Source organism: uncultured Pseudoramibacter sp. (assembly GCF_903789625.1).
GTDB classification, from domain to species: Bacteria; Bacillota; Clostridia; order Eubacteriales; family Eubacteriaceae; genus Pseudoramibacter; species Pseudoramibacter fermentans.
In genome coordinates this window covers 1-21868 of the sequence record NZ_CAIFFF010000016.1, presented here as the reverse complement: position 1 = coordinate 21868, position 21868 = coordinate 1, and the positions used below count along the sequence as shown (strand labels likewise).

Sequence of the window (21868 nt, the reverse complement as noted above, 5' to 3'; positions counted from 1 at the left end):
AATAAAGGAGTCCTATGCAAGCGAAAGACCAAGCTTTAAAAGACATCAAGCTCTTTGTTCTCGACATGGACGGCACCGTCTACCTGGGCAACAACCTGATCGACGGTTCCCTCGACTTCATTCACAAAGTCGACGCCGATCCGGACCGGGATTACATTTTCTTCACCAACAACGCCTCCCGCGTGCCGAAGGTTTACGTCGACAAGCTCGCGAAAATGGGCCTCGACGTCGACGAGTCCAAAATCGTCACGGCCGGCGACGTCTGTGCGGAATTTTTAAATGAAAATTATCCGGGCGCGAAGATCCTGCTCAACGGGACGCCGCTTTTGGAAGAAAACTGGCGGGCCCGCGGCCTGAACCTCGTCGATGACAAGCCGGACGTCTGCGTCCAGAGCTTCGACACGACGATGACCTACGAAAAGATGGACAAGATCTGCTACTACATCCGAAACGGCGTGCCCTTTATCGCGACCCACATGGATATCAACTGCCCGACCGAGGACGACTACATGCCGGACTGCGGGGCGATGTGTGCGCTGATCACGGCCTCCACCGGCGTCGAACCGAGATACCTCGGCAAGCCGTGGAAGGAAACCGTTGACATGATCACGGCAATTACCGGATGCCCGGCGGACAAAATGGGATTTGTCGGCGACCGGCTCTACACCGATGTGGCCACCGGGGTCAACAACGGCGCCAACGGCTTCCTCGTTCTAACCGGCGAAGCGGATATGCAGACCGTCGCCGAATCCGACGTCGAACCGACGTGCATCTACGATTCGCTCTGCGAAATGAGCCAGTATCTCTAAATTTATTTTATAATTTCTAAATTCGTCTTATAAAGGAAGGAAATCAATGGCAAAATACGTTATCGGCGTGGATTTCGGAACCTTATCCGCCCGCGCCATCTTAATCAATGCGGAAACCGGCGAAGCGAAGCTGCGCCTCAGCGAACAGCCCTACGCCCACGCCGTCATGGATACGGCGCTGCCGAGCGGCAAGAAGCTGCCGGTGGACTACGCGCTCCAGCACCCCCAGGACTACATCGAAAGCCTTTCGGCGGTCATCCCGGGCGTACTCGAAAACAACGGCGTCTCGCCTGACGAAGTCATCGGCCTCGGCATCGACTTCACCGCCTGCACCGTCCTGCCCATCGACAAAGACGGCACCCCGCTTTGCATGACCGACAAATACAAGGACGACCCCATGGCCTACGTCCAGCTTTGGAAACACCACGGCGCTCAGGACTACGCCAACCGCCTGACCGAAATCGCCGAAGCCCGGGGCGAAAAATTCCTCGCGCGCTACGGCGGCAAGGCCTCGTCGGAAACCCTTTTCCCGAGACTGTGGAAAATCGCTGAAGAAGATCCTGAACTTTACGCCGACATGGACGAATACATCGAAGCCGGCGACTGGATCGTCGGCCAGATCACCGGCCACTACGTGCGCAATTCCTGCGCCGCCGGCTACAAAGCCCTCTACAGCGACAGCGAAGGCTACCCGAGCGAAGCCTTCTTCGAAGCGCTTTCGTCGAAGCTTAAAAACGTCGTCGCCAAGAAGCTGAAATACCCGGTCGTGCCCATCGGCTCCAAGGCTGGGGAAATCGACGACAACGGCGCCAGAATCACCGGCCTTAACAAAGGCACCGCCGTCGGCGTCGCGATCATCGACGCCCACTCCGGCGTGCCGGGCGCCCTCCAGGATCCCAAGGAAAACCAGATGGTCCTCATCATGGGGACCTCGGGCTGCCAGATGCTCATTTCCAAGAAGGAAACCGTCGTTCCCGGCTGCTTCGGCGTCGTCAAAGACGGGATGCTGCCGGGCTTCTACGGCTACGAATGCGGCCAGTCCGGCTTCGGCGATCACCTCGCGTGGTTCGTCGACAACTGCGTGCCGGCGTCCTACGCCGAAGCGGCGCACAAGGCCGGCCAGAACATCCATCAATACCTGACGGAAAAGGCCGCCAAACTCAAACCCGGCGAATCGGGGCTCCTCGCCCTCGACTGGTGGAACGGCAACCGCTCCGTCCTCGTCGACAACGACCTGACGGGCCTGATGCTCGGCATGCGCCTGACCACCAAGCCGGAAGAAATGTACCGCGCCCTCATCGAAGCCATCGCCTACGGCACTCGGATGATTCTCGAAACCTTCGACAAAGCCGGCATCGTCACCGACCACATCTTCGCCACCGGCGGGATGAGCCGCAAGAACCCGCTGCTCATGCAGATTTTCGCCGACGTCACCAAACGGCCGATCTCGGTGGCCAGCTCTGAAAACGGCGGCGCCCTCGGTGCGGCGGTCCTCGGCTCCCTCGCGGCCGGAAAGGCGGGCGGCGGCTACGACAACATTTTCGACGCGACCAAGGTTTTGGTTCAGCCCGCCGAAAAGACCTACACGCCGAATCCCGAAGCCAGCGCGGTGTACGACAAGCTTTTCGCCGAATATGCAGCCCTTCACGACTACTTCGGCCGCGGCGCCAACGACGTGATGAAACGGCTCAAGAGTATTCAGCTGGATGTGCTCGGTCAGGACTGATCCCACCGCATCCGCTTTCAAAACTTTATATTGATACCTATTCATCATTTTGATTTTCTTTCAGGACCCGGACACGCCGGGTCCTTTTTTTGCGCGGCAAAACAAAAAAGCCGCCCCGGGGTTTTGAGCTCTGGGGCGGCGGATTGATTTGAGATATTGGTTTAAAAAGTGAGGCGGAAGATTTAGTGGTTCTGTTCGTATTCGACGATGGCGTCGACCTTTTTGCCGGAGCGTTCGTTTCTCACGTAGGTTTCGTTTAAATACGCGGCGATGAGTTCCTTGCCGAGCATGTCGCCGGTGACCTGGCAGCCCAGAGTGATGATGTTGCAGTTGTTGGACAGGCAGGCGCGTTTGGCGGAGTAGACGTTCCAGACGTTGGCTGCGTAAGCCCCTTTGACCTTGTTGGCCGCGAGCATGACGCCGATCCCGGTTCCGCAGAACAGAACCCCTCTGTCGTATTCCTTCGCGGCGACCACTTCGGCCACCTTGGTTGCCACGTGGGCGTAGATCACGTCGTCAGAGCCGAAATCGGTGACTTCGTGGCCTAAGCTTTTGATGTATTCGATCATTTCTTCTTTATAAGCCTGAGCGTTCGGGTCGCATCCTACAGCAATTTTCATGTGAATTCCTCCAATTTGGTTTGATTTGATGATCTTATTTTAAGCCGTTTTAGAAATTAATGCAATATAATCAGACCAATTTTCCCTTAATTTCTCGTATTATTCCGGATAATTTTGACAAAAGAAAAAGACGGCTGAGGATTCAGCCGCCTTGTGCTGTCGATCTAACGACGATTATTTGGCTTCGATTTTGGTGAGTCCGCCCATGAAGTGGACGAGTTTTTCCGGAATCGTGACGGAGCCGTCGGCGTTCTGGTAGTTTTCGAGCACTGCCGCAAAGGTCCGGCCCACAGCCAGCCCAGAGCCGTTGAGGGTGTGGACGTACTGGGTGTGCTTGGTGATCGGGTCGCGGTAGCGGATGTTCGCGCGGCGCGCCTGGAAATCTTCGCAGTTGGAGCAGGACGAGATTTCGACGTAGCGGTTGTAGCTCGGCATCCAGACTTCGATGTCGTAGGTCTTGGCCGCGGAGAAGCCGACGTCGCCGGTGCACAATTCGACCACGCGGTACGGGATCTTCAGCTGCTTGAGGATTTCTTCGGCGTCGTTGGTCAGTTTTTCCAATTCGTCGTAGGATTCGCTCGGACGGGCGAACTTGACCATTTCCACCTTGTCGAACTGGTGGTTGCGGATCAGGCCGCGGGTGTCGCGTCCGGCGGAGCCCGCTTCTTCTCTGAAGCACGGTGTGTAGGCGGTGAAGTGGATCGGCAGCATGTCGTTGTCGAGGATTTCGCCGCGGAAGGTGTTGGTCAGCGGCACTTCAGCGGTCGGCACCATGAAGAAGTCTTCCTTTTCGAGGTGGAAGGCGTCTTCTTCAAATTTCGGCAGCTGGCCGGTGCCGGTCATCGACGCGCGGTTGACCATGTAAGGCGTCGACATTTCGGTGTAGTCCTGTTCGACGGTGTGGACGTAGAGCATGAAGTTGATCAGCGCCCGTTCCAGGTGTGCGCCCTGTCCGCAGAACATCGAGAAGCGGGCGCCGGTGAGCTTGTGGGCCCGGTCGAAATCGAGGATGCCGAGATCAGTGCCGAGGTCCCAATGGGCCTTCGGTTCGAAATCGAATTTTCGGGGTTCACCCCATTTGCGCACTTCGCGGTTGTCGCTGTCGTCGAGGCCGTAGGCGATGTCCGGGTTCGGGATGTTCGGCAGCACCAAAAGTTCGTCGCGCAGCTGCTTTTCGATGTCGGCCAGCGCGTCGTCGTCCTTCTTGATGTCTTCGGAGACTTCCTTCATTTCCTTGAACAGCGGCTGCAGGTCTTCGCCGGCGAGCTTGCGCTGCGGGATTTCTCTGGAAACCTGGTTCTTCTTGGCCTTGAGCTGTTCGACGCGGCCGATGATTTCGCGGCGCTTGTCGTCGAGTTCGAGAATGTGATCGACGGAAAATGTCCCGCTGTTGCGGCTGTTCAGCGCCTTGACCACCGCTTCCGGGTTTTCTCTAATACGTTTGATATCTAACATGGCTACACTCCTTATCGTTTCGTCTTGATTGCATTATGCGTTGCGGCCGCAACAGTTCTTGTATTTCTTTCCGCTGCCGCAGGGGCACGGATCGTTGCGGCCGATTTTCTTGCCCTTGACTATGGTGTTGCGGTTGCGGCATTTCTTGTAGATTTTCTTCTGGGTGTCTTTGTCCAGGATGTCATTCCATTCGCTCAAGCCGTAAAGCCACGGCGCCGGCACCTTGACCATGTTGTAGTACAGCTTTTCGAAATCGTAATCCATGGCAATCATCGTGTCGGATTCGATGGTGTCGAGGTCAGGCAGCTTCCCTTTGATGCTTTCCAGCGCGCCGTCGAGGTAGCCTAAAATTTCAGTTTCCGGCATATCGTAGCGCAGCGCCAGATCCGCGACTGTCCCTTCGACGTGGGGATCCTGACGGCCGAGAATGTCTTCGTAAATGTGTTTTTCCCGTTCGCAGAAGCCGTCCCAGAACGTCTGCTGATCCTTCGGATTTTTGGAATGATCTTCGATGGTCTTTTTCCAATCCGCGTAAATACTCATGTTTTTTATCCTCTCCTCTATTGTGGAATTTCTCTTTTGCATGTGCTTTTATTATAACAAAGATATTTAATCCGGACAATTAGAGATGGGGGTTTTCTCGCAATCCGGCTAAAAAACGCAAAAAAGCCTCCCACCCCGGCAAAGGGGCGGAAGGCATCAGATTCCCTAAAAAGGATTTGGGCTTACATCATTTTTTCCAGCAGCTCATCCCGGCTCATCGGGCTGTAGTAAGCCGGCGGCACGTCGAGCATGGTCTTGCAGCCGTACTGCCCTTCCTGATTCAGGCGGTGGCAGGCTCTCGCGCAGGCCACGAGGACGCTCCCGGTGAATTCCGGGTTGGAATCGAGCTTCAGGCTGAATTCGACGACGGCCTTGTCCTTGCCGTCTGGGCCGACGCCGCCGCTGCGGATCACGAAGCCGCCGTGAGGCATGCCGCTGTGGTCGCGCTGCATTTCTTCTTCGGAGATGAAGTGGACCGTCGTGTCGTAGTCTTCGAAATAAGCCGGCATCGTCTTGATGTCGTCGACGATATCGGCCTTGTCGTCTTCGGTCACGTCGTCGTCACAGACCACGAATACTTCGCGGGTGTGCATCTGTCTCGGGGTCAGTTCCGGCACCGCGCCGCCGCGGATCGCGTCGATCACGTCCTGCACCGGCAGGGTGTACTGTCTGGCGTCCTTGACCCCCGGAATCTGGCGCACCGCGTCCGAGTGGCCTTGGCTGACGCCCCGGCCCCAGAAGGTGTAGGCCTTGCCCACCGGCAGCACCGCGTCCATCATCACGCGGTTGACCGAGAACAGGCCCGGGTCCCACCCGCAGGAGACGATGCTCGTCTTGTCGTTGGCGATGTCCGACGCGTTGACGTTGTCCACGTGCCACGGAATGTCAGCGTGGGTGTCGAAGGATTCCACAGTGTTGAAAAAGTGGGCGTATTCCGGCGACATCCAAGGCAGGTCGGCCGCTGAGCCGCCGCACAGGATCATCACGTCGATGTCGTCCTGCATGGTCTTGCAGTCGTCGAGCTTGTAGACGCCGACGCCTGCTGTCGCGATCTTCACCGTTTCCGGCTCCCGGCGAGTGAACACGCCGACCAGTTCCATGTCCGGGTTCTGGGCAATGGCCGCTTCGACACCGCGGCCCAGATTGCCGTAGCCCATAATCCCTACTCTAGTTTTCATATCGATCCTCCCATCGAATTATTTAGCTTTCTAATCTATTATTCTACTCCGGTGGGAGGGGTTTGTCAAAGGGAATTAACGCTTGTTGGAACGGCGCCAGATGTGCATCTTTTCCGCCGCTGCGATCAATTCGTCGCGGAAGTCCGGATCGGCGATGTTGATCAGCTGTTCCGCTCTTTCCCAGGTGGTTGCGCCCTTCAAATAGGCCATGCCGTATTCGGTGACGATGTACATCGGGTTGGTGCGGGTGTCGGTGACGATGGAGCCTTCGGTCAAAGTCGGCTTGATGCGGGAGTGCTTGACGCCCTTCTTGTCGGTGAAGGAAGAGGACATGCAGATGAAGCTCTTGCCGCCGTTGGATTTGTAAGCGCCGAGGACGAAGTCCAGCTGTCCGCCGGAGCCGGAAATCTGACGGATCCCTGCGGATTCGGCGTTGATCTGGCCGTATAAATCCATGTCGACCGCGTTGTTGATCGAGATGAAGTTGTCGAATTCGCCGATGATGCTCGGGTCGTTGACGTAGTTGACAGGCGCAGCCATGCAGGCCGGGTTGTCATCGAGGAAGTCGTAGAGCTTCTTCGTGCCTGAGCCGAAGGCGTAGGTCTGTTTGTAGCGGTCGCGGGCCTTGCGGGCGCCGGTGATCTTGCCCTTCATCGTCAGGTCGACGAAAGAATCGACGTACATTTCGGTGTGAACGCCCAGATCCTTCAGGTCGGATTCGCCGATCAGGGTGCCGACGGTGTTGGGCATGCCGCCGATCCCGAGCTGGAGCGTCGCGCCGTCCGGAATTTCCGCGACGATCTGACGTGCGACAGCCAGATCCACTTCCGTCGGTTCGGTGGCGCCGCCGGTTTCGCGCATCGCCGGGTTGTCCCCTTCGACGATCATGTCGACTTCAGAGATGTGCACCGCTTCTTCGATGCCGAGGCAGCGCGGCACAGAGGTGTTGACTTCGACGATGACCACGTCGGCCTTGTTGACGATTTCCCGCATGTGGGAGGCGTTAGGCCCGAAGTTGAACCAGCCGTGCTTGTCCATCGGCGCGGCCTGGAACATCGCGACGTTCAGCGGATGGGACATGTCGCGGTAGTATCTCGGCACTTCCGAGTAGCGCACCGGTCCGTGGAAAACGAAGCCGTTGCCCACTTCGTGGCGGTCGATGCCGGAGTAGAACCAGGAATTCCAGGTGAAGTGATCTGCCGGATTTTCGACGTCGAAGATCTTCGGACGAGACGGAATGATCCCGCCATAGATGTTCAGGTCGTGGAGCTCGGGCATGCGCTTGGCTAACGCTTCGTCCAGCTTCTGTACGGTACAGGTGACCCATCCGTAATCGATGTAGTCGCCGTCCTTGATGACCTTGACCGCTTCGTCGGCGGTCGTCAGCTTGTCTGCGTATTCTTTAAGATAACTCATTGAACCCTCCTCGATACTTGTAAACAAAAAATTCTCTTTTTACGTTAAAATTATAACATTTATTGCCGCGCCTTTCAATTTAAAAGCGCTGACTTGTGATCTAATTGCCCTTTAAAACCAATTCCAGGCGGGACTTCGCCGCCGCAATCGTGTCCGTATCTAAAGTAGTGCCGGATCCGGTATCGGTGCCGGTCACCGCGTAGGTGGTGGTCTGCCAGCCCGACGCCGACTTCGCCAGCTGAGCGAACTGCTTCGCGCTGAAATCCGTCTTGATCGTCCGGCCCAGGCCCGCCATCACCGTGCTGTAATGGGTGAGCACCTCCTCAGAGGCCATTTTGCGGATCACCGCGTCGAGCACCAGCAGCTGATTGGCGCTGCTTTTCGCGCCGAAGGCGAGGGCCTCGCTGCCGTTTAAGCTGTTGGTCCCGGCGGTGAAGGTGTGGCCGCCTGAGGTGAAGGTCTCGCTCGAGGTGACCCGGATGCCGCCCAGCTCGTCGACCGTCGTCTTGAGCCCTTCGGTGCTGAGCTGAAGGCGGTGGCCCGCCTGGATGCCGAAGACCTTTTCCATCGCCGAAACCGCCGCGCTGAAACTTAGGCTGTTGAGAGGCGCGGTGCCGCCGGCACCGTCGTCGACCAGGGCCGTATTCGGGACGCTCACCGCCTCGATCGTTTTCGTCTCGGGGTTGACCGCGGCGAAGGCGTACATCCCGTTGTTCCCGGCGCCCTGACTCGTGGCGATGGCGAGGGTGAAGGGCGCATTCACTGACGCGCCCGCCGCCTTGTCCGAGGTGAACACCGCGTCTCCGGCCGATTTCGCGATGGATTCGACGTGGAAGCCGATCAAACACAAAGCGGCGATCACCGCCGCCGCCACAATGGGACCGGTGTAGCGCCGGGTGCGGGTGGTGTACCGGGTGTCCTTAGACGGCCGCCACACCAGCCAGCCGAGCCAGGCCCCGAGGCCAGCGGCCACAGCCGCGGCCAGGGTCACCGCCCAGGATGGGAAGACGCCGAGGCGCGCGCCCTGAACCACCACCATCAAAAGGGATAGGCACATCAGCGCCCACAGCCCCTTCGCGGCAGCACTGAGGATCGTCTCGCGTTTCATGGCAATTCCTTTCTTCAATTTTACGCTTTAATGACGCCTACTGGTCGACCCGGGTCGGCACGGTGATGACGATGTAGCGGGCGTCGTCGTAATCGTAGGCACAGGTGGAGAGGGTCACGATTTTCGAAACCGTCAGCCGGTCAATGCCCGCGTTAAAATCTGATTTCGATTCCGTCTGTGCCAGCACCGCCTGGACCTTGGCTAAATCAAAGGCCGAGTAAATCAGGCTGTCCGCCGGGGCGGTGTAGCCGCGGATCAAATCGAGGCGGTAATTGCCCTCTGGCGTCAGGTACCACATGTATTTGTGCTTTTTGTAGTAGCTCGCCTTTTTGAAATGGCCGAGCATGCCGAACATCGAGCCGTTTTTCATCGCGTGGCCGTAGATGATCGTGTTGGGCCCGCTCATATCCTTCGGGCTGTTGACGTCGACAAAGAGCGTCCCTGAGAAATTGCGGGTTCCGTTGAAGAGCTTGTGCAGGTACTCGCTGTTGTCCTTCCCCTGCACCACCGGGTAGTTGATCGGCGTGCCCTTGCAGTAGAGCCAGCCGACGACGTCCGGGTTTTCCGCCTTCAGCTTGTCGAAATCCACCGAAATCGGCACGTGGTTTTTGTCGTCGTCACTTTTTGACTTGACCGCCTGGGACGCCGTCTTCTTGTAGGCGTCGGTGCCGACCTTGTATTTCAAATAAATCCGCACCAGCTGATAGCCCGAGAAGGCGATCACGCCGATGCAGATCACAATGAGAAGCCGATATAAAAATTTTTTCATTTAGGGACGGGCTTTCTAGAGAATCCCGCGGACCTCGTCGATGTTCGCGAGGCCCTGGTCCACGCAGTATTTTTCGAGGCCGTCGACGATGTCCACCGCCGTCGTCGGGGCGACGAAGCTCATCGTGCCGACCTGCACGCAGGCCGCACCGATCATGATGAATTCCAGGGCGTCGCGCCAGTTTGCGATGCCGCCGAGGGCCATGACCGGAATTTTTACCGCTTGAATCACCTGGTGAGCCATGCGCAGCGCGATGGGCTTGACCGCCGGGCCGGAGAGCCCCGCGTAGACGTTGTCAAAGACGATGCGCTTTCTGTCGATGTCCACCGCCATGCCCTGAATCGTGTTGATCAGGCTCAGGCCCGCCGCGCCGGCTTCTTCACAGGCGCGGGCCACAGCGACCAGATCCGGGGCGTTGGGCGTCAGCTTCGCCATAATCGGGTGGGTCGAGACTTCGACCACCTTCCGGGTGATGTTGTAGGCCTGATCCGGGTCCATCCCGAAGGCCATGCCCCCGCACTTGACGTTGGGGCAGGAGATGTTCAGCTCGATCAGGGACACCGGCAGGTCGTTGAATTTTTCGACCGCGCCGAGGTAGGTCGCCTCGTCCGAGCCGCCGACGTTTGGGATGGTCACGGTGTCGATGTCCTTCAAATGGGGCCATTCCCGTTCGATGAAGGTGTCGACCCCCGGGTTTTCCAGCCCGATGGAGTTGAGCAGGCCCGACGGCGTCTCCCAGAGGCGCTCGCCGGTGTTGCCCGGCCGGGGCGTCAGGGTCAGCCCCTTGGTGCACAGGCCGCCGAGACGGCTCAAATCGTAAATCTTTTCAAATTCGCGGCCGAAGCCGAAGGTCCCCGACGCCGTGACGACGGGGTTCTTGAAGGTCACGCCCGCGAATTGGGTTCTCAGTCTGCCGCTCATTTTGCACCTCCCCACATCAGCGTTTCTCTCGTGAAGACCGGCCCGTCGGAGCAGACCTGACGGTTGCCGTCCACCGTCGGGATCGAGCAGCCGAGGCACACGCCCATGCCGCAGGCCATGCGTTTTTCGAGGGACAGGTAGACGTCGTGCTTCGGCGGCACGACGTCGGCCAGGGCCTGCATCATGATGTTCGGCCCGCAGGCGATGACGGTTTCGCCGCGCTTGACCTCGACGATATCGGTGATGATGCCGCCGATGTTGACGATGACGTCGTCCGCCACCTTGTTAAAGGCCTCGACGTAGTAGGACTCGCTCGAGAAGCCGAGATAAGCACGGACCTTGCGGCGCTTGTGCCTGCGCTTAAAGTCCTTGATCGTGTAGAGCAGCGGGGCGATGCCGATCCCGCCGCCGACGGCTACCAAATTGGACTTGATTTCCGGAAAGCCGTTGCCGTGGGGGCCGTCCAGGGTGATGGCGTCCATCGGGCCGAGGCGGCTCATCAGCCGCGTGCCCTGCCCCTTGACCATGTAGAGAAAGGTCAGGGTGCCGCTTTCCTCGTCGTAGTCACAGACCGAGATCGGCCGGGAGAGAAGCGGATCGCGCTCCCAGGCGCGGAGCATGAAGAACTGCCCCGGGCGCACCTCGCCCTGCCAGGCCACCTCCATCAGGTAGATGCCCTCGGCGATCGCGTAGTTGGATTTGATTACAGCCATTGCAGGATATCCTTCTTCATCGCCGCAGCCGCGTCGCGGATGTAGTCGACGAAATCAGGACCCTCCGTCTTGCCCCAGTGGGCGCAGATGATCCCACGGGATGAATTGATCACGGCACAGCGGGAGCGCTTGAAGATGTCCGCGATGTCCTTGCCGGTGCCGCCCTGGGCGCCGTAGCCCGGCACCAGGAAGAAGGTGTGGGGGCAGCGGGCCTGGATGTCGGCGAAGGCTTCCGGATAGGTCAGCCCGACCACCGCGCCGATCGCCGAGTAGCCCGATTCGCCGACGAAATCGGCGCCCCAGGTTTCGACGAGGTCGGCCATCTTTTCAAAGACCATGCTGCCGTCTTCTAATTTCTGTTCCTGTAAATCCTTGGCCGAGGGGTTGGAGGTGTGGGTCAGCACGAAAATCCCCTTGTCCTTGTCTTTCAAATAAGGCAGGTACGGGGAGATGGCGTCGACACCCATGTAGGCGTTGACGGTCAGGAAATCCACCTCGAAATCCCCTTCGAAATGGCCCTTCGCGTACTGTTCGGCGGTGGAGGAAATGTCCCCGCGCTTGCAGTCGCCGATGACGAGCTTGCCCTGTTCGCGCGCGTATTTGACGGTGCGCGCGTAGGCGCTCATCCCTTCAAGGCCCAGGGCTTCGTAGCAGGCCACCTGCACCTTGTAACACCCCGCCAGGTCGGCGGTGGCGTCGATGATCTTCTTGTTGAATTCGAAGATTTTTTCGCCGTTGTCCGTGTCCATGTCGGCGACGCACGCCGGCAGGTATTCGAGCTTCGTGTCGAGGCCGACACACACCGGGCTTTCCGCCGCTGCCTTATACAAACGATCCATGATCATAGATGATTCGTCCTCCTTTCACGGTCATCAAGACCTGTCCTTTGAGCCATTTCGCGTCGAAGGGCGTGTTGTGGCTCTTCGAGACGAATTTCGAGCTGGCTACCTGCCAGTCGAGGTCCGGATCCACCAGGACCAGGTCAGCCGGGTAGCCTTCCGCGATCAGGCCGCTTTTCAGGCCCAGACGGCGCGCCGGAGTCTGGCTCATCATCTGGGACAGGCGGACCAAATCCATGCCGACGGCAGAAAACGCGGTGTGGTACATCGCGAACGCCGTTTCAAAATTGTTGATCCCCGGCGAGCCCTTGAGCTTGTCCTCGTCGGAGTGGGGCGCGTGGTCGGTGCCGCAGCAGTCGATGGCGCCGGAAAGGGCCCCTTCGAGCAGGGCCTTGCGGTCCGCCCAGGAGCGGAACGGCGGGTGCACCCGGTAGCCCAGTCCCGAGGCGTAGACGTGGTGGGGCGTCACTTCGCAGGTGATGTCGAGCCCCAGCTTCTTCGCGCCGACGATGGCGTCGAGGGTCGCCTTCTTCGAGATGTGGCAGATGTGCAGCTTCGCGCCGGGAATGCCTTTCAATATGTCGATGTCCCGGACGACGGTTTCCGTCTCCGGTTCGTTGTGGGTCGCGATGACGATGCCGTATTTGGCGCTGGCCTTCAGGGCCTCGCGCATCACGTCGGGGTTGTCGACGTTGTGGCCGTCGTTGGAGAAAATCGGCGTCACCTTGGACAAGCTGTCAAAATCCACCAAATCGAAGGTGAAGTTCGAGAAATCCTTGGTCACCGCCGAGACCTGAATCATTTCGGTCAGGCCCAGGGCGTTGCCCCGCTTCATGTTGGCCGCCACCTTGTCGGCCGTGTCCATCACAGGTTTGGTGTTGGCCATCGGGCAGACGGTGGTGAAGCCGCCCTTGGCCGCCGCGTGCAGGCCGGTGGACAAATCCTCTTTGTAGGTCAGGCCCGGATCGCGCAGGTGGCAGTGCATGTCGATGAACCCGGGCATCAGCACCTTGCCGCCGCCGTCGATTTCTCTGTCGTACTGGGTCTGGACGCGGCCGCGGGCCTTGTAGACCTTGCGGATCTTGCCGTCCTCGGTCATGACCTTGCCCTCGCGCACGCCGGTACCGTCGACGACCTTGATGTTTGTAAAAAGTAGTCTCATGTCAAAAGCCTCAGTTTTCTTCTGGTTTAAATTTGGTGTAGGCGTCGCAGTACTCGCAGCGGTAGATTTTTTCCGCTTCGTCGACGAGGTAGAAGTGGACGTCCTTCACCGGTTCGTGGTTGGTGATGCACCGCGGATTCTTGCATTTCATGATGCCGACGACCTCCCGGGGCAGGGTCAGCTTGAGCTTGCTGGTCACCTTGCCCTGCTGGACGAAGTTGATCGTCACGTTGGGGTCGATGAGGCCGAGGACGTTCATGTTGATCTTGAAGTCCGTTTCGATTTTGATCATGTCCTTGGTGCCGGTTTTGTTGCTCGGGATGTTGGTGAGCAGCACCACCGGGTCAGTCAGCTCGTCGAGGTGGAGCTGCTTGAAGATGTGAATCCCGTGGCCGGCTTCGATGTGGTCGATCACGATGCCTTTTTTCAGTTCCGATACGTTAATCATTGATCTACCCCCAGTAATTTGCTGATCAGCGCCATGCGCACGTACATGCCGAATTTCGCCTGCTTGAAGTACACGGCCCGCGGGTCGTCGTCCACCTCGGTGGCGATTTCGTTGACCCGCGGCAGCGGGTGCATGACGATCATGTCGTCCTTGGCGCGCTTCATCTTGTGGCGGTCGAGGATGTAGACGTCCTTCAAGCGGATGTATTCTTCTTCGTTGACGAAGCGTTCCCGCTGGACGCGGCTCATGTACAGGATGTCGACGTCGCCGATGACGTCGTCGAGGCTGTCGGTTTCGACGTAGGAGCCTTCAGGCAGCATGGACAGGAAGTATTCCGGCATGCGCAGCTCCTTCGGCGAAATGAAGATGAAGCGGTTGCCCGGGTAGCGGTTCAAGGTCTTCACCAAGGAATGAATGGTGCGCCCGAAGAGCAGGTCCCCGCAGACGCCGACGGTGTGGCCGCCGCAGCTGCCCAGCAGGTGGCGGATCGTCAGCAGGTCGGTGAGGGTCTGGGTCGGGTGTTCGTGGCCGCCGTCGCCGGCGTTGATCACCGGCATATCCGGCACCGACTGGGCGAAGAGCCGCGCCGTCCCCTCGCGGGGGTGGCGGATCACGGCGATGTCCGCGTAGCAGGAGATGACCTTCGCGGTGTCCATCAGGGTTTCGCCCTTGGACACCGACGAGGTGGTCGGGTCGTCGAAGCCGAAGACCCGTCCGCCGAGGCGCATCATCGCCGATTCAAAGCTGAACCGCGTCCGGGTCGACGGTTCGTAAAACAAGCTGGCCATGAGCTTGCCCCGGGCCCAGTCCATCGCCGCTTCGGGGTCGGCGATGATCCGGTCCGCCAATTCAAAAATGCTCTCCAGCTCCGCTACTGTAAAATCTCCAGGTTCGATCAGCTGACGCCCCTTTAATTCGGTGCGCGCCGCCTCACTCTGTCTGTCTGACATGACAGCCTCCTCACTTTATAATAAAACAGGTTTCACGTTGTGCCTAAAAATGCTTATACTTTATTTATTTTATTTGATTTGGGCGCTTTCGTCAATAAAAAAGGCGCGGCCCGCGCCCCGCCCGGCGCCGTAAAAATTTCTAGTGAATCGACAATATACTTTATCCTTTTTTCAATGAAATCGTGTTATCATGGTCGTGATTGATTTTAAGCGGATCACACACCAGGATTTTTAGCTTGGAGGGAGTATAGATATGTCAGACAATTTTAAACAACCCACTGTCGAGGATTTCGAACGGATGTCCTCGCCCCAGGAAAAACGGCTGTGGGCCGATTTCCTGAAGGACAAGGCCGCGGCGCATTTCCAGCGCAGCATCATGGCCGGGATGGATCACTTTTTGTTCTACTGCCCTGAGGGGGAATTCGTCGTCGAGCTGGAAAAATTCCACCATTTTTCCGGCTCCGGCCGCAAGGGCGACGCCCTGAGAAGCATGGGCTTAAAGCTCTTGTCCTTCACCTACCGGGAAGTGGACGCCGATTTTGACGGCGTGTGCTTCAAGATCAACAAGACCATCGAACGGGCGAAGAACCAGAAGAGCCTGGTCGACATCCCCCACCGTCGGCGCCTGCCCCTGGACGACGACGAAACCGTCCACGCGAACAGCGGCTACAAGGTCACGGTGTCCGGCGACTACAAGCTCGAGGGCCGGGAAGATTTCGCGAAGCGCAAGGCCGACGAAGGCACCTACACCGGCAACGCCGATCTTTTGAAGAACGTCGCGGACGACGTCTCCGGCGGCACCTACGGCGGCAACGCGGCGGTCATGGGCGGCTTCTCCACCGACGTGCCGACTTACGGCGGCAACGCCGGGATCACCGACAGCCTCGGCTCCGCCTCGGACGTCCCGACCTACGGCGGCAATTCCGGCATCACCGACAGTCTCGGGAAGACCGCGGACGTGACAACTTATTCTGGCAACGCCCACATTCTTAAAAATGATGACACCGACGCCCCGGACGGGTATACTTATAATCAGTACAACAAGCGCCCGATCGAGGACATTCCGCTCAAAGGGAATTGGCAGCGGGTCAAGGCGGCCAAGGCGGCTGAAAAGGACGACGCGGGGGAGCCTGAAGCTGAAGCCTATTCCGGGGCTTCAGCCCGCCCCGAAGCGCCAGCTCCTGAAGTGAGCCCAGAACCAGAACCCGCACCGGCAGCCGAAGCTGCGCCCTCCGACCCCGCGCCTGCGATTACCCACACGCCCGCCGCGGCGGCAGCACTGAAGGCCGCGGCGGAGCCCGAAACCCGGAGGCCTGAAATGACAGATACACCTAAAGCAGCACCGGCGCGCAAGCCGGACAAGCATATTTTCATCGCGAAGAACGCCACCGTCGTCGGCGACGTGCGCATCGGCGAGGACTCGTCGATTTGGTACTCGGCCGTGGTTCGCGGCGACCAGGCGCCGATCACCATTGGCGAGCGCACCAACGTTCAGGACGGCTCGGTGGTCCACGTGGACATCAAGACGCCGACCATCATCGGCGACGGCGTCACCATCGGCCACAACTGCACGATTCACGGCTGCGACATCGGCGACAACGTCTTAATCGGCATGGGCGCGACGGTCATGAACCGCGCGGACATCCCGGACAACTGCATCGTCGGTGCCGGCTCCCTGGTCACCCAGGGCAAAACCTTCCCGGAAGGCTCGCTGATTCTCGGCTCGCCGGCCAAGGCGGTGAGGAGCCTGACCGACGAAGAAATCCAGGGCATCCGCGACAACGCGGCCGAATACATCGAGCTGATGGACAACGAAGAGGGCCAGGCGTTCGAGGCGATCCCCGGCGGCTTCGTCAAGACCCTCGACTGATTCCTGTGATTTAAAGCATTCAAGCGCGGCTTCGGCCGCGTTTTTTATTTTGCCTGGCATTGAAATAATGAAGAATATTTTTGAACAAAAAAGCGCCTCCGCCGCAGCGGAAGCGCCATGATTTAGGAAAGAGAGAAACAAGCCTTTTGTCTGTAATTTAACCCCGCGCATCTCTGTCATTGGAATCATTTAAAATGATATTCAGCATCTGCCGCGGCGTCACGACAAAGGGTTTTGTTGGAAAATGCTTGATATTTCCCGTAACAAGGTAGGCCGATTCGTTTTTGCGGGCTTCGAGTGTCACCTCGTAAAAGACACGATCCTTTGGATCGGGCAGATCAATTTCCAGGTGTTCTTCATCAATACGAACGGCATGAGCCGTCATCTCGTCGAGGATATCGTCGACAATAGTCTCTGTTAGATGAAATTTTGGCCGCATGAGCACAGTTCTGTATTCGTTCAGGATTTCTGGGTTCACCAGCGGCACAATCACATCGTTATACGCCAAATTGATGATACTCCCGGGGACGGATTCCCACTTAATTGCCGCTGAAACCAGAACGTTTGTGTCAATCACCGCATAATATTTCACGGCCATCTCACTTTCTGGCTGCCGCGATTTCCGCGTTAATTTCATCGAGGGTCATGTCGGATATGCCGTTTTCTGCAGCGATTCGGCTGGCCTGTTTCATCGCCTGCACCCCTTTATTAATGGGGTTATCTTCGATTTTCATGCTGAAGGGGACGCCCTTTTCTTTCACCAGGCGGGAAATGCACATCCTGAGATAGGAAGGCATATCGAGCCCCAGTTGGTCGAGAATTTGAATCGCCTCTGTCCGTTCGGTATCGTCGGCACGGAACTGCACGAGTGTATTTGCCATGGTTCACACCTCCTATTCTTAGCATCATTATATCAAAATACAACTACAAATGCAATCATATGATTGCATATTCAGTACACCTTTAAACAAATACCCAGAATTTCGGGCGCTTTTTCCGTAATTTAACCTTTTATCTATTTTTAATGCACTCGGTTTATCCTAAATATAAAATGGAAATGCGAGAGCGAGAAAGGAAGATGATGCAATGAATTGGATTCATTCGGTTCGGGCGATTCAGCGGGCCCAGGCGAAAAATCAGCTGGTGATTTTCGTGGGCTCGGGGGTGTCGGCCAATTCGGGGCTGCCGACCTGGAAGCAGATGATCCGCCAGATCGCGCTGAAGCTGCCGGCGGACTTCAACAGTGACGCGCCTTTTAACCCCGAAGTCTACCTGCGGATTCCCGAGTATCTCTACGAGCAGGACACCTCCCCGGATCACGTCGATTATTACCGGACGATCACCGAGATTCTGGCCAGCGACGCGCCGGCCAACCCCATCGACGAGCTGATTTTCGAGATCCGCCCCCACCACATCGTCACCACCAACGTCGACGATTTGCTGGAGCGGGCCCAGTCGCTGAACACCCGGCTTTACGCCGTCGTCTCCCAGGACGCCGACCTGCTCTCGGTGTCGTCGGACCGGTATTTGATCAAGATGCACGGCGACATCAAGGACCCGCGGACGGTGGTCGTCAAGGAGAGCGACTACCTGGACTACGAGCAGAATCACCCGCTGGTCTCGACCTTTATCCGCTCGCTGCTCATCAACCACACCTTCTTGTTCATCGGGTACTCCCTGAACGACTACAATTTGAATTTGATTCTCAACTGGATCAATTTCTTCAGGAAGCAGCATCAGGTGAAGGGTCGGCCCCAGAATTTCCTGGTTCAGACCAAGACCCCGTCCCGCTACGAGGTGCGCCGCCTGGCCAGCCGCAACCTGTCGGTGGTCGATCTGAACACCCTGCCGGACGTGATCCTCGGGCGGGCGCCGATTCCGCCGTCTTTGACCTCGGCCTTCGGGCGAAGGCTCTACGCCTACCTGCGGTGCATCACCGACGACAGACTGTTCCAGCACGTGCTCTCCCTGGCCGACACCCTGGACGAGCGGCTGACGCCGCTGCTCACCTACGGGCGCATCGCCGCGGACGACCTGCTGAACGCCTTCGACTTCGGCCCGTCGGAGGTGGTGTACACGACGCTGATCCTGAAGGACCCGGAAATGTTCAGGCGGCTTCGGCCGGTGTTCGCCGACCGGCGCGCGGCGGCCCCCGCCGCCTTCGCCAAGGCCGGCATCCAAACCCTCGCCTGCGCCGGAGAGACGCCCATCGCGCTGCCCGATCTGCCGGCCAGAAGTGAGAAGGAAACGATCCTCCTCAGGGATTACCTGGACAACCGCTACCTCGATTTGCAGGACGATCTCGAGACGGCCTCCCCGGCGGCGCAGATCGATTACGGCCACCTTCTCGGCCACGACCCGGCGGCGGCTGTCGCGGCGGACGCGGCGGCCCTGGACCCGGATGATACCATCGCCTGGCTGCTCCACACCCTGCGGGCCCATTTGGCCGAGCGGCGCAGCGCGGCCGATTTGTCCCGGCTGTTTTCGGCCGAATGGGTGCGCACCCAGCCGGGGACGGGCTTTCTGCGCCAGCTGTTCCAGTCCACGGCGACGGACCAGTTCGCGATGATGACCGACCGGGACCGCCTGGAGGATCGGCTCCGCGCCGCCCACCCCGAGGACGACGCCCGGGTGATCCGCCACATTTACGGGCGGCTCTCAGCCCGGGCCCGGGGCTATTGGTTCTTCATCCGGGACAACCACCTGCCCTTCGACGCCTCGACCAACGCCCAGGCCTACCTGAAATACGCGATTCAGGGGATGCTCGCCCTGGCGGGGGCGCCGGAGCTGGCCCGCCCCTGGGACGACGTGGACGTCGACATCGTGACGAAATTCGCCAAGCCCCGGGAGCTGACCCGGTGGTTCGCCCGCTACCGCCCGAGGGGGATTCCCTTCGCCGACCGGGACCGGGCCTTTGCCATCTTCGACAACCTCTGCGCGAGCGTGCAGGCCTTCCGGGACCCGCGCTGGCTCGACCCGTTGTCCAACCTGGTGACGCTGATTGCGGCGAACCCGTTAAGCCTCGGCGAGGCGCAGCGGCTGCGGGAAGCAGGCCTGCCGGCGGTGCTCTCGGTGCTGATCCGCCACCCGGAACGGGCGTCCGGCGTCTTCCCGACGGTGGCGAAGCTGATCTGCGGGCAGCCCGGGAAAATCCCGAACAAGGGCCGGTGGCTGGCGCTGTTGACCCAGACGGATTTCGAAAAGCGCCTCGGCAAATTCCCGGAATACACGGCGGTGATCGATACCCTCAAGGCCTGATATTTCCCGGGAAATATGCACCAGGGCGCATAAACGCCTTAAATTTAACTTAAATTTTAAACGAATCGCTGTGAAAGCCTTGTGCTTTTTGTGTAAACGGTTTATGATACAACCATAAGGAAATTTCCTTTTCCAGATAGATACAAAGAAGTTGTCGGTTTGGTAGAATTCGTATTCTAATCATTTCGCCTCCTTGTTTAAAAAAAGAGGAATGAGTAATTTGTTTGGCAGAATTCGTATTCTTTGACAATTGAATAACTTTAGATCGTATTTGTTTGGCAGTATTCGTATCTTTAAAAACGATTTTTCTCCAAAAATCGAAAGTCAGTCGTTCGGCAGAATTCGAAATTTACATCATTGTTGCCTTAAACCTAAAAGAGGTGTAAGGACGTAAGTATTTGGTTTGGTCGTATTCGTATTCAATTTTTTAAGACTTAACTGATCATGACCAGAATGTTGTCGGCTCGGCGGTATTCGTATTCATGGGCGCGGTGAAATTGACAAGAAGATTTCAGGAAGCGCCGGAAAGTTCGTTTATGTCAATCAGCATAAGATAAGCTCCCCTCGGATCGTGTGAGGGGAGCTGTTTTTTTGCCCTTTTTTCTTTTCCCTGCCATGTCCTTTTTTTATCTTTTATTGGCGAATCCCTTTCTTGTCCAGGCTGTGAAATCGTGCTACAATAATGCTGAACATTTAGGCACAATATGCGGCAGATCAGGGGGGCTCTATGGATTATCAAAACATCACAAAGGACACGGCGGCGGCCTACATCCAGAACGAGACGAATTTGTTTCCGAAGGATGCGGTGCTCGACGTCTACGAAATAGGCAGCGACGCGTCCAAGGCGGACGACGACGGCGACGGCTTCGTCAATTTCCTGTTCCGCGTGACGGATACGCGCACCGGCGGCTCGGTGATCCTCAAGCAGGCCCGGCCCTACGCCCGCACTTTTGAAAGCGCGACGCCCTACGTCCCCGAACGCAACACCCTCGAAGCGCGGCTGATGCTGATCAAGTCCGCGATCACCCCGGAATACATCCCTGAAATTTACCTGATCGACGCCCCCAATCACCTCTACATCTGCGAGGACTGCGGGGACCTCAAGATCTGGCGCTTCGAAATGATGGCCGGCAAGATCTACCCGAAGATCCCGGCGATGGTCGGCGAGCTGGTCGCGAAGGATAATTTCTACACCTCGGAGCTCTACCTCGAGCCGGAAACCCATCAGGAGCTGGAAGCGGCCTTCGCCAACCCGGTGATGCGCAATTTGTTTGAAAACATTTTGTTCCTGCCGAAGGCCATCGGCCCGGACGACGCGGCGTATCCAAAACGGCAGGCGCTGGCCCAGCAGGTCTGGGCGGATCACACCTTCCGCACCGAGATGCTCAAGCTGCGCCACATTTACATGGCCAAATCCGAGTGCTTGATTCACTCCGACCTGCACACGTCGAATTTGATGGTGGACGCCGACCACATGAAGACCATCGACATGGAATACGCGTTCATGGGCGCGTGCTCCGCGGATTCGGGGTATTTGATCGGCAATTTGATTTACCAGTACGTCCGCTGGTTCTACTGTCCCCAGGCCGGGGACCACACGCCGGCGGAAATGCGGGCCTACGCGCTGTACAACATCCGGATGTTCCTCGAGTCCTATTTCGCGGTGTTCAAGGCGTGCTGGCAGGAAGACGTCCGCGACATTTACCGCGGGTTTGACGATTACTGCGATTACCTGCTCGACCGGTATTTCCACGAAACCATCGGCTTCGCCGGGGCCCAGCTCATCAGCCGGGTCGGCCGCGGCACCCGCACGCCGGACATCGACACGATTCCGGAGGAATCCGACCAGATCGAGGCGTGCCAGATCCTCTTCGTTCTCGCGAAGGCGCTGGTCATGCACCGGGAAGACATCGCGGATATCGGCGATTTCGTCGACACCATCGTCCGCGTCACCGAGGACACCAGAGAAGCCCTTGGCAAATAAAAATTTAATAAATTGAGGATAAGACCTGAGCGAAAGCGCAGGTCTTTTAGTACCATATAAGTGTAGCAAGACAGAGAAGAAATTCTCATCCTGCTGCAC

20 protein-coding genes are annotated in these 21868 nt (G+C 58.0%); 5 read left to right on the top strand and 15 right to left on the bottom strand.

The features are described 5' to 3' along the window. Window positions 1-14 precede the first annotated feature (14 nt). Together QZX60_RS08215 and QZX60_RS08210 are read left to right on the top strand one after the other, a co-directional pair. Window positions 15-809 carry an HAD-IIA family hydrolase gene (locus tag QZX60_RS08215; protein WP_295363560.1) on the top strand — a complete coding sequence of 265 codons (795 nt, stop codon included), beginning with the start codon at window positions 15-17 and terminating at the stop codon, window positions 807-809. Window positions 810-855: 46 nt separating this feature from the next. Beyond that, window positions 856-2535, top strand: a complete 1680-nt coding sequence (locus QZX60_RS08210; RefSeq protein ID WP_295363557.1) for a ribulokinase — start codon at window positions 856-858, stop codon at window positions 2533-2535. 182 nt (window positions 2536-2717) lie between these two features. On the opposite strand, the gene QZX60_RS08205 is transcribed toward QZX60_RS08210, so the two are convergent. The 13 genes from QZX60_RS08205 to pyrB form a co-directional block, all read right to left on the bottom strand. Beyond that, window positions 2718-3155: an RpiB/LacA/LacB family sugar-phosphate isomerase gene (locus tag QZX60_RS08205; RefSeq protein ID WP_295363554.1), complete on the bottom strand. Its 438-nt coding sequence runs from the start codon at window positions 3153-3155 to the stop codon at window positions 2718-2720. A gap of 174 nt (window positions 3156-3329) precedes the next feature. After that, entirely contained in the window at window positions 3330-4610 is a 1281-nt protein-coding gene (gene serS, locus QZX60_RS08200) for a serine--tRNA ligase (RefSeq protein WP_295363551.1), read from the bottom strand. Window positions 4611-4643: 33 nt separating this feature from the next. Next, a complete protein-coding gene (locus tag QZX60_RS08195) occupies window positions 4644-5153 on the bottom strand; it encodes an SEC-C metal-binding domain-containing protein (protein ID WP_295363548.1) in 510 nt (169 codons plus the stop codon). A 182-nt stretch (window positions 5154-5335) separates the two neighbouring features. Further along, complete coding sequence (locus tag QZX60_RS08190; RefSeq protein WP_295363545.1) at window positions 5336-6331, bottom strand: diaminopimelate dehydrogenase; 996 nt, start codon at window positions 6329-6331, stop codon at window positions 5336-5338. Window positions 6332-6406: 75 nt separating this feature from the next. After that, window positions 6407-7747, bottom strand: coding sequence for a butyryl-CoA:acetate CoA-transferase (locus tag QZX60_RS08185; protein ID WP_295363543.1), 1341 nt, complete (start codon window positions 7745-7747; stop codon window positions 6407-6409). A 100-nt stretch (window positions 7748-7847) separates the two neighbouring features. Continuing rightward, window positions 7848-8855: an LCP family protein gene (locus tag QZX60_RS08180; RefSeq protein ID WP_295363541.1), complete on the bottom strand. Its 1008-nt coding sequence runs from the start codon at window positions 8853-8855 to the stop codon at window positions 7848-7850. A 37-nt stretch (window positions 8856-8892) separates the two neighbouring features. Beyond that, complete coding sequence (gene srtB / locus QZX60_RS08175) at window positions 8893-9624, bottom strand: class B sortase (RefSeq protein WP_295363539.1); 732 nt, start codon at window positions 9622-9624, stop codon at window positions 8893-8895. A gap of 15 nt (window positions 9625-9639) precedes the next feature. Further along, the gene (locus QZX60_RS08170) at window positions 9640-10545 is read right to left on the bottom strand and encodes a dihydroorotate dehydrogenase (RefSeq protein WP_295363535.1); all 906 of its coding nucleotides are present in this window, start codon (window positions 10543-10545) and stop codon (window positions 9640-9642) included. Then, a complete protein-coding gene (locus QZX60_RS08165; RefSeq protein WP_295363532.1) occupies window positions 10542-11258 on the bottom strand; it encodes a dihydroorotate dehydrogenase electron transfer subunit in 717 nt (238 codons plus the stop codon). Before QZX60_RS08165 ends, QZX60_RS08170 begins: the two co-directional genes overlap by 4 nt. Continuing rightward, window positions 11249-12097, bottom strand: a complete 849-nt coding sequence (gene pyrF, locus QZX60_RS08160) for an orotidine-5'-phosphate decarboxylase (protein ID WP_295363529.1) — start codon at window positions 12095-12097, stop codon at window positions 11249-11251. Before pyrF ends, QZX60_RS08165 begins: the two co-directional genes overlap by 10 nt. Next, window positions 12081-13259 carry a dihydroorotase gene (locus QZX60_RS08155; protein ID WP_295363526.1) on the bottom strand — a complete coding sequence of 393 codons (1179 nt, stop codon included), beginning with the start codon at window positions 13257-13259 and terminating at the stop codon, window positions 12081-12083. Before QZX60_RS08155 ends, pyrF begins: the two co-directional genes overlap by 17 nt. A 10-nt stretch (window positions 13260-13269) precedes the next feature. After that, window positions 13270-13707, bottom strand: coding sequence for an aspartate carbamoyltransferase regulatory subunit (locus QZX60_RS08150; RefSeq protein ID WP_295363524.1), 438 nt, complete (start codon window positions 13705-13707; stop codon window positions 13270-13272). Beyond that, complete coding sequence (gene pyrB / locus QZX60_RS08145; RefSeq protein WP_295363521.1) at window positions 13704-14657, bottom strand: aspartate carbamoyltransferase; 954 nt, start codon at window positions 14655-14657, stop codon at window positions 13704-13706. The genes QZX60_RS08150 and pyrB overlap by 4 nt, the downstream gene beginning before the upstream one ends. Window positions 14658-14910: 253 nt before the next feature. Here pyrB and QZX60_RS09310 point away from each other — a divergent pair, with 253 nt between their 5' ends. Beyond that, entirely contained in the window at window positions 14911-16527 is a 1617-nt protein-coding gene (locus tag QZX60_RS09310; RefSeq protein WP_363174794.1) for a DapH/DapD/GlmU-related protein, read from the top strand. A 157-nt stretch (window positions 16528-16684) separates the two neighbouring features. Here QZX60_RS09310 and QZX60_RS08130 read toward each other — a convergent pair whose 3' ends face one another. Together QZX60_RS08130 and QZX60_RS08125 are read right to left on the bottom strand one after the other, a co-directional pair. Beyond that, window positions 16685-17164 carry a putative toxin-antitoxin system toxin component, PIN family gene (locus QZX60_RS08130; protein WP_295363518.1) on the bottom strand — a complete coding sequence of 160 codons (480 nt, stop codon included), beginning with the start codon at window positions 17162-17164 and terminating at the stop codon, window positions 16685-16687. Beyond that, the gene (locus tag QZX60_RS08125) at window positions 17127-17408 is read right to left on the bottom strand and encodes a type II toxin-antitoxin system RelB/DinJ family antitoxin (protein WP_295363515.1); all 282 of its coding nucleotides are present in this window, start codon (window positions 17406-17408) and stop codon (window positions 17127-17129) included. Before QZX60_RS08125 ends, QZX60_RS08130 begins: the two co-directional genes overlap by 38 nt. A gap of 205 nt (window positions 17409-17613) precedes the next feature. On the opposite strand from QZX60_RS08125, the gene QZX60_RS08120 reads away from it, so the two are divergent. Further along, a complete protein-coding gene (locus tag QZX60_RS08120) occupies window positions 17614-19785 on the top strand; it encodes an SIR2 family protein (protein ID WP_295363512.1) in 2172 nt (723 codons plus the stop codon). Between the two features lie 727 nt (window positions 19786-20512). Continuing rightward, entirely contained in the window at window positions 20513-21769 is a 1257-nt protein-coding gene (locus tag QZX60_RS08115) for an S-methyl-5-thioribose kinase (RefSeq protein ID WP_295363509.1), read from the top strand. The last annotated feature ends 99 nt before the right edge of the window (window positions 21770-21868 follow it).

Coding starts and splice junctions, on each gene's coding strand:
- QZX60_RS08195 (WP_295363548.1), bottom strand. CDS start 5,153: ATGAGTATTTACGCGGATTGGAAAAAGACCATCGAAGATCATTCCAAA.
- QZX60_RS08185 (WP_295363543.1), bottom strand. CDS start 7,747: ATGAGTTATCTTAAAGAATACGCAGACAAGCTGACGACCGCCGACGAA.
- QZX60_RS08210 (WP_295363557.1), top strand. CDS start 856: ATGGCAAAATACGTTATCGGCGTGGATTTCGGAACCTTATCCGCCCGC.
- srtB (WP_295363539.1), bottom strand. CDS start 9,624: ATGAAAAAATTTTTATATCGGCTTCTCATTGTGATCTGCATCGGCGTG.
- QZX60_RS08155 (WP_295363526.1), bottom strand. CDS start 13,259: ATGAGACTACTTTTTACAAACATCAAGGTCGTCGACGGTACCGGCGTG.
- QZX60_RS08125 (WP_295363515.1), bottom strand. CDS start 17,408: ATGGCAAATACACTCGTGCAGTTCCGTGCCGACGATACCGAACGGACA.
- QZX60_RS08120 (WP_295363512.1), top strand. CDS start 17,614: ATGAATTGGATTCATTCGGTTCGGGCGATTCAGCGGGCCCAGGCGAAA.
- serS (WP_295363551.1), bottom strand. CDS start 4,610: ATGTTAGATATCAAACGTATTAGAGAAAACCCGGAAGCGGTGGTCAAG.
- QZX60_RS08215 (WP_295363560.1), top strand. CDS start 15: ATGCAAGCGAAAGACCAAGCTTTAAAAGACATCAAGCTCTTTGTTCTC.
- QZX60_RS08130 (WP_295363518.1), bottom strand. CDS start 17,164: ATGAAATTAACGCGGAAATCGCGGCAGCCAGAAAGTGAGATGGCCGTG.
- QZX60_RS08165 (WP_295363532.1), bottom strand. CDS start 11,258: ATGGCTGTAATCAAATCCAACTACGCGATCGCCGAGGGCATCTACCTG.
- QZX60_RS08170 (WP_295363535.1), bottom strand. CDS start 10,545: ATGAGCGGCAGACTGAGAACCCAATTCGCGGGCGTGACCTTCAAGAAC.
- QZX60_RS08115 (WP_295363509.1), top strand. CDS start 20,513: ATGGATTATCAAAACATCACAAAGGACACGGCGGCGGCCTACATCCAG.
- QZX60_RS08190 (WP_295363545.1), bottom strand. CDS start 6,331: ATGAAAACTAGAGTAGGGATTATGGGCTACGGCAATCTGGGCCGCGGT.
- pyrB (WP_295363521.1), bottom strand. CDS start 14,657: ATGTCAGACAGACAGAGTGAGGCGGCGCGCACCGAATTAAAGGGGCGT.
- pyrF (WP_295363529.1), bottom strand. CDS start 12,097: ATGGATCGTTTGTATAAGGCAGCGGCGGAAAGCCCGGTGTGTGTCGGC.
- QZX60_RS08205 (WP_295363554.1), bottom strand. CDS start 3,155: ATGAAAATTGCTGTAGGATGCGACCCGAACGCTCAGGCTTATAAAGAA.
- QZX60_RS08150 (WP_295363524.1), bottom strand. CDS start 13,707: ATGATTAACGTATCGGAACTGAAAAAAGGCATCGTGATCGACCACATC.
- QZX60_RS09310 (WP_363174794.1), top strand. CDS start 14,911: ATGTCAGACAATTTTAAACAACCCACTGTCGAGGATTTCGAACGGATG.
- QZX60_RS08180 (WP_295363541.1), bottom strand. CDS start 8,855: ATGAAACGCGAGACGATCCTCAGTGCTGCCGCGAAGGGGCTGTGGGCG.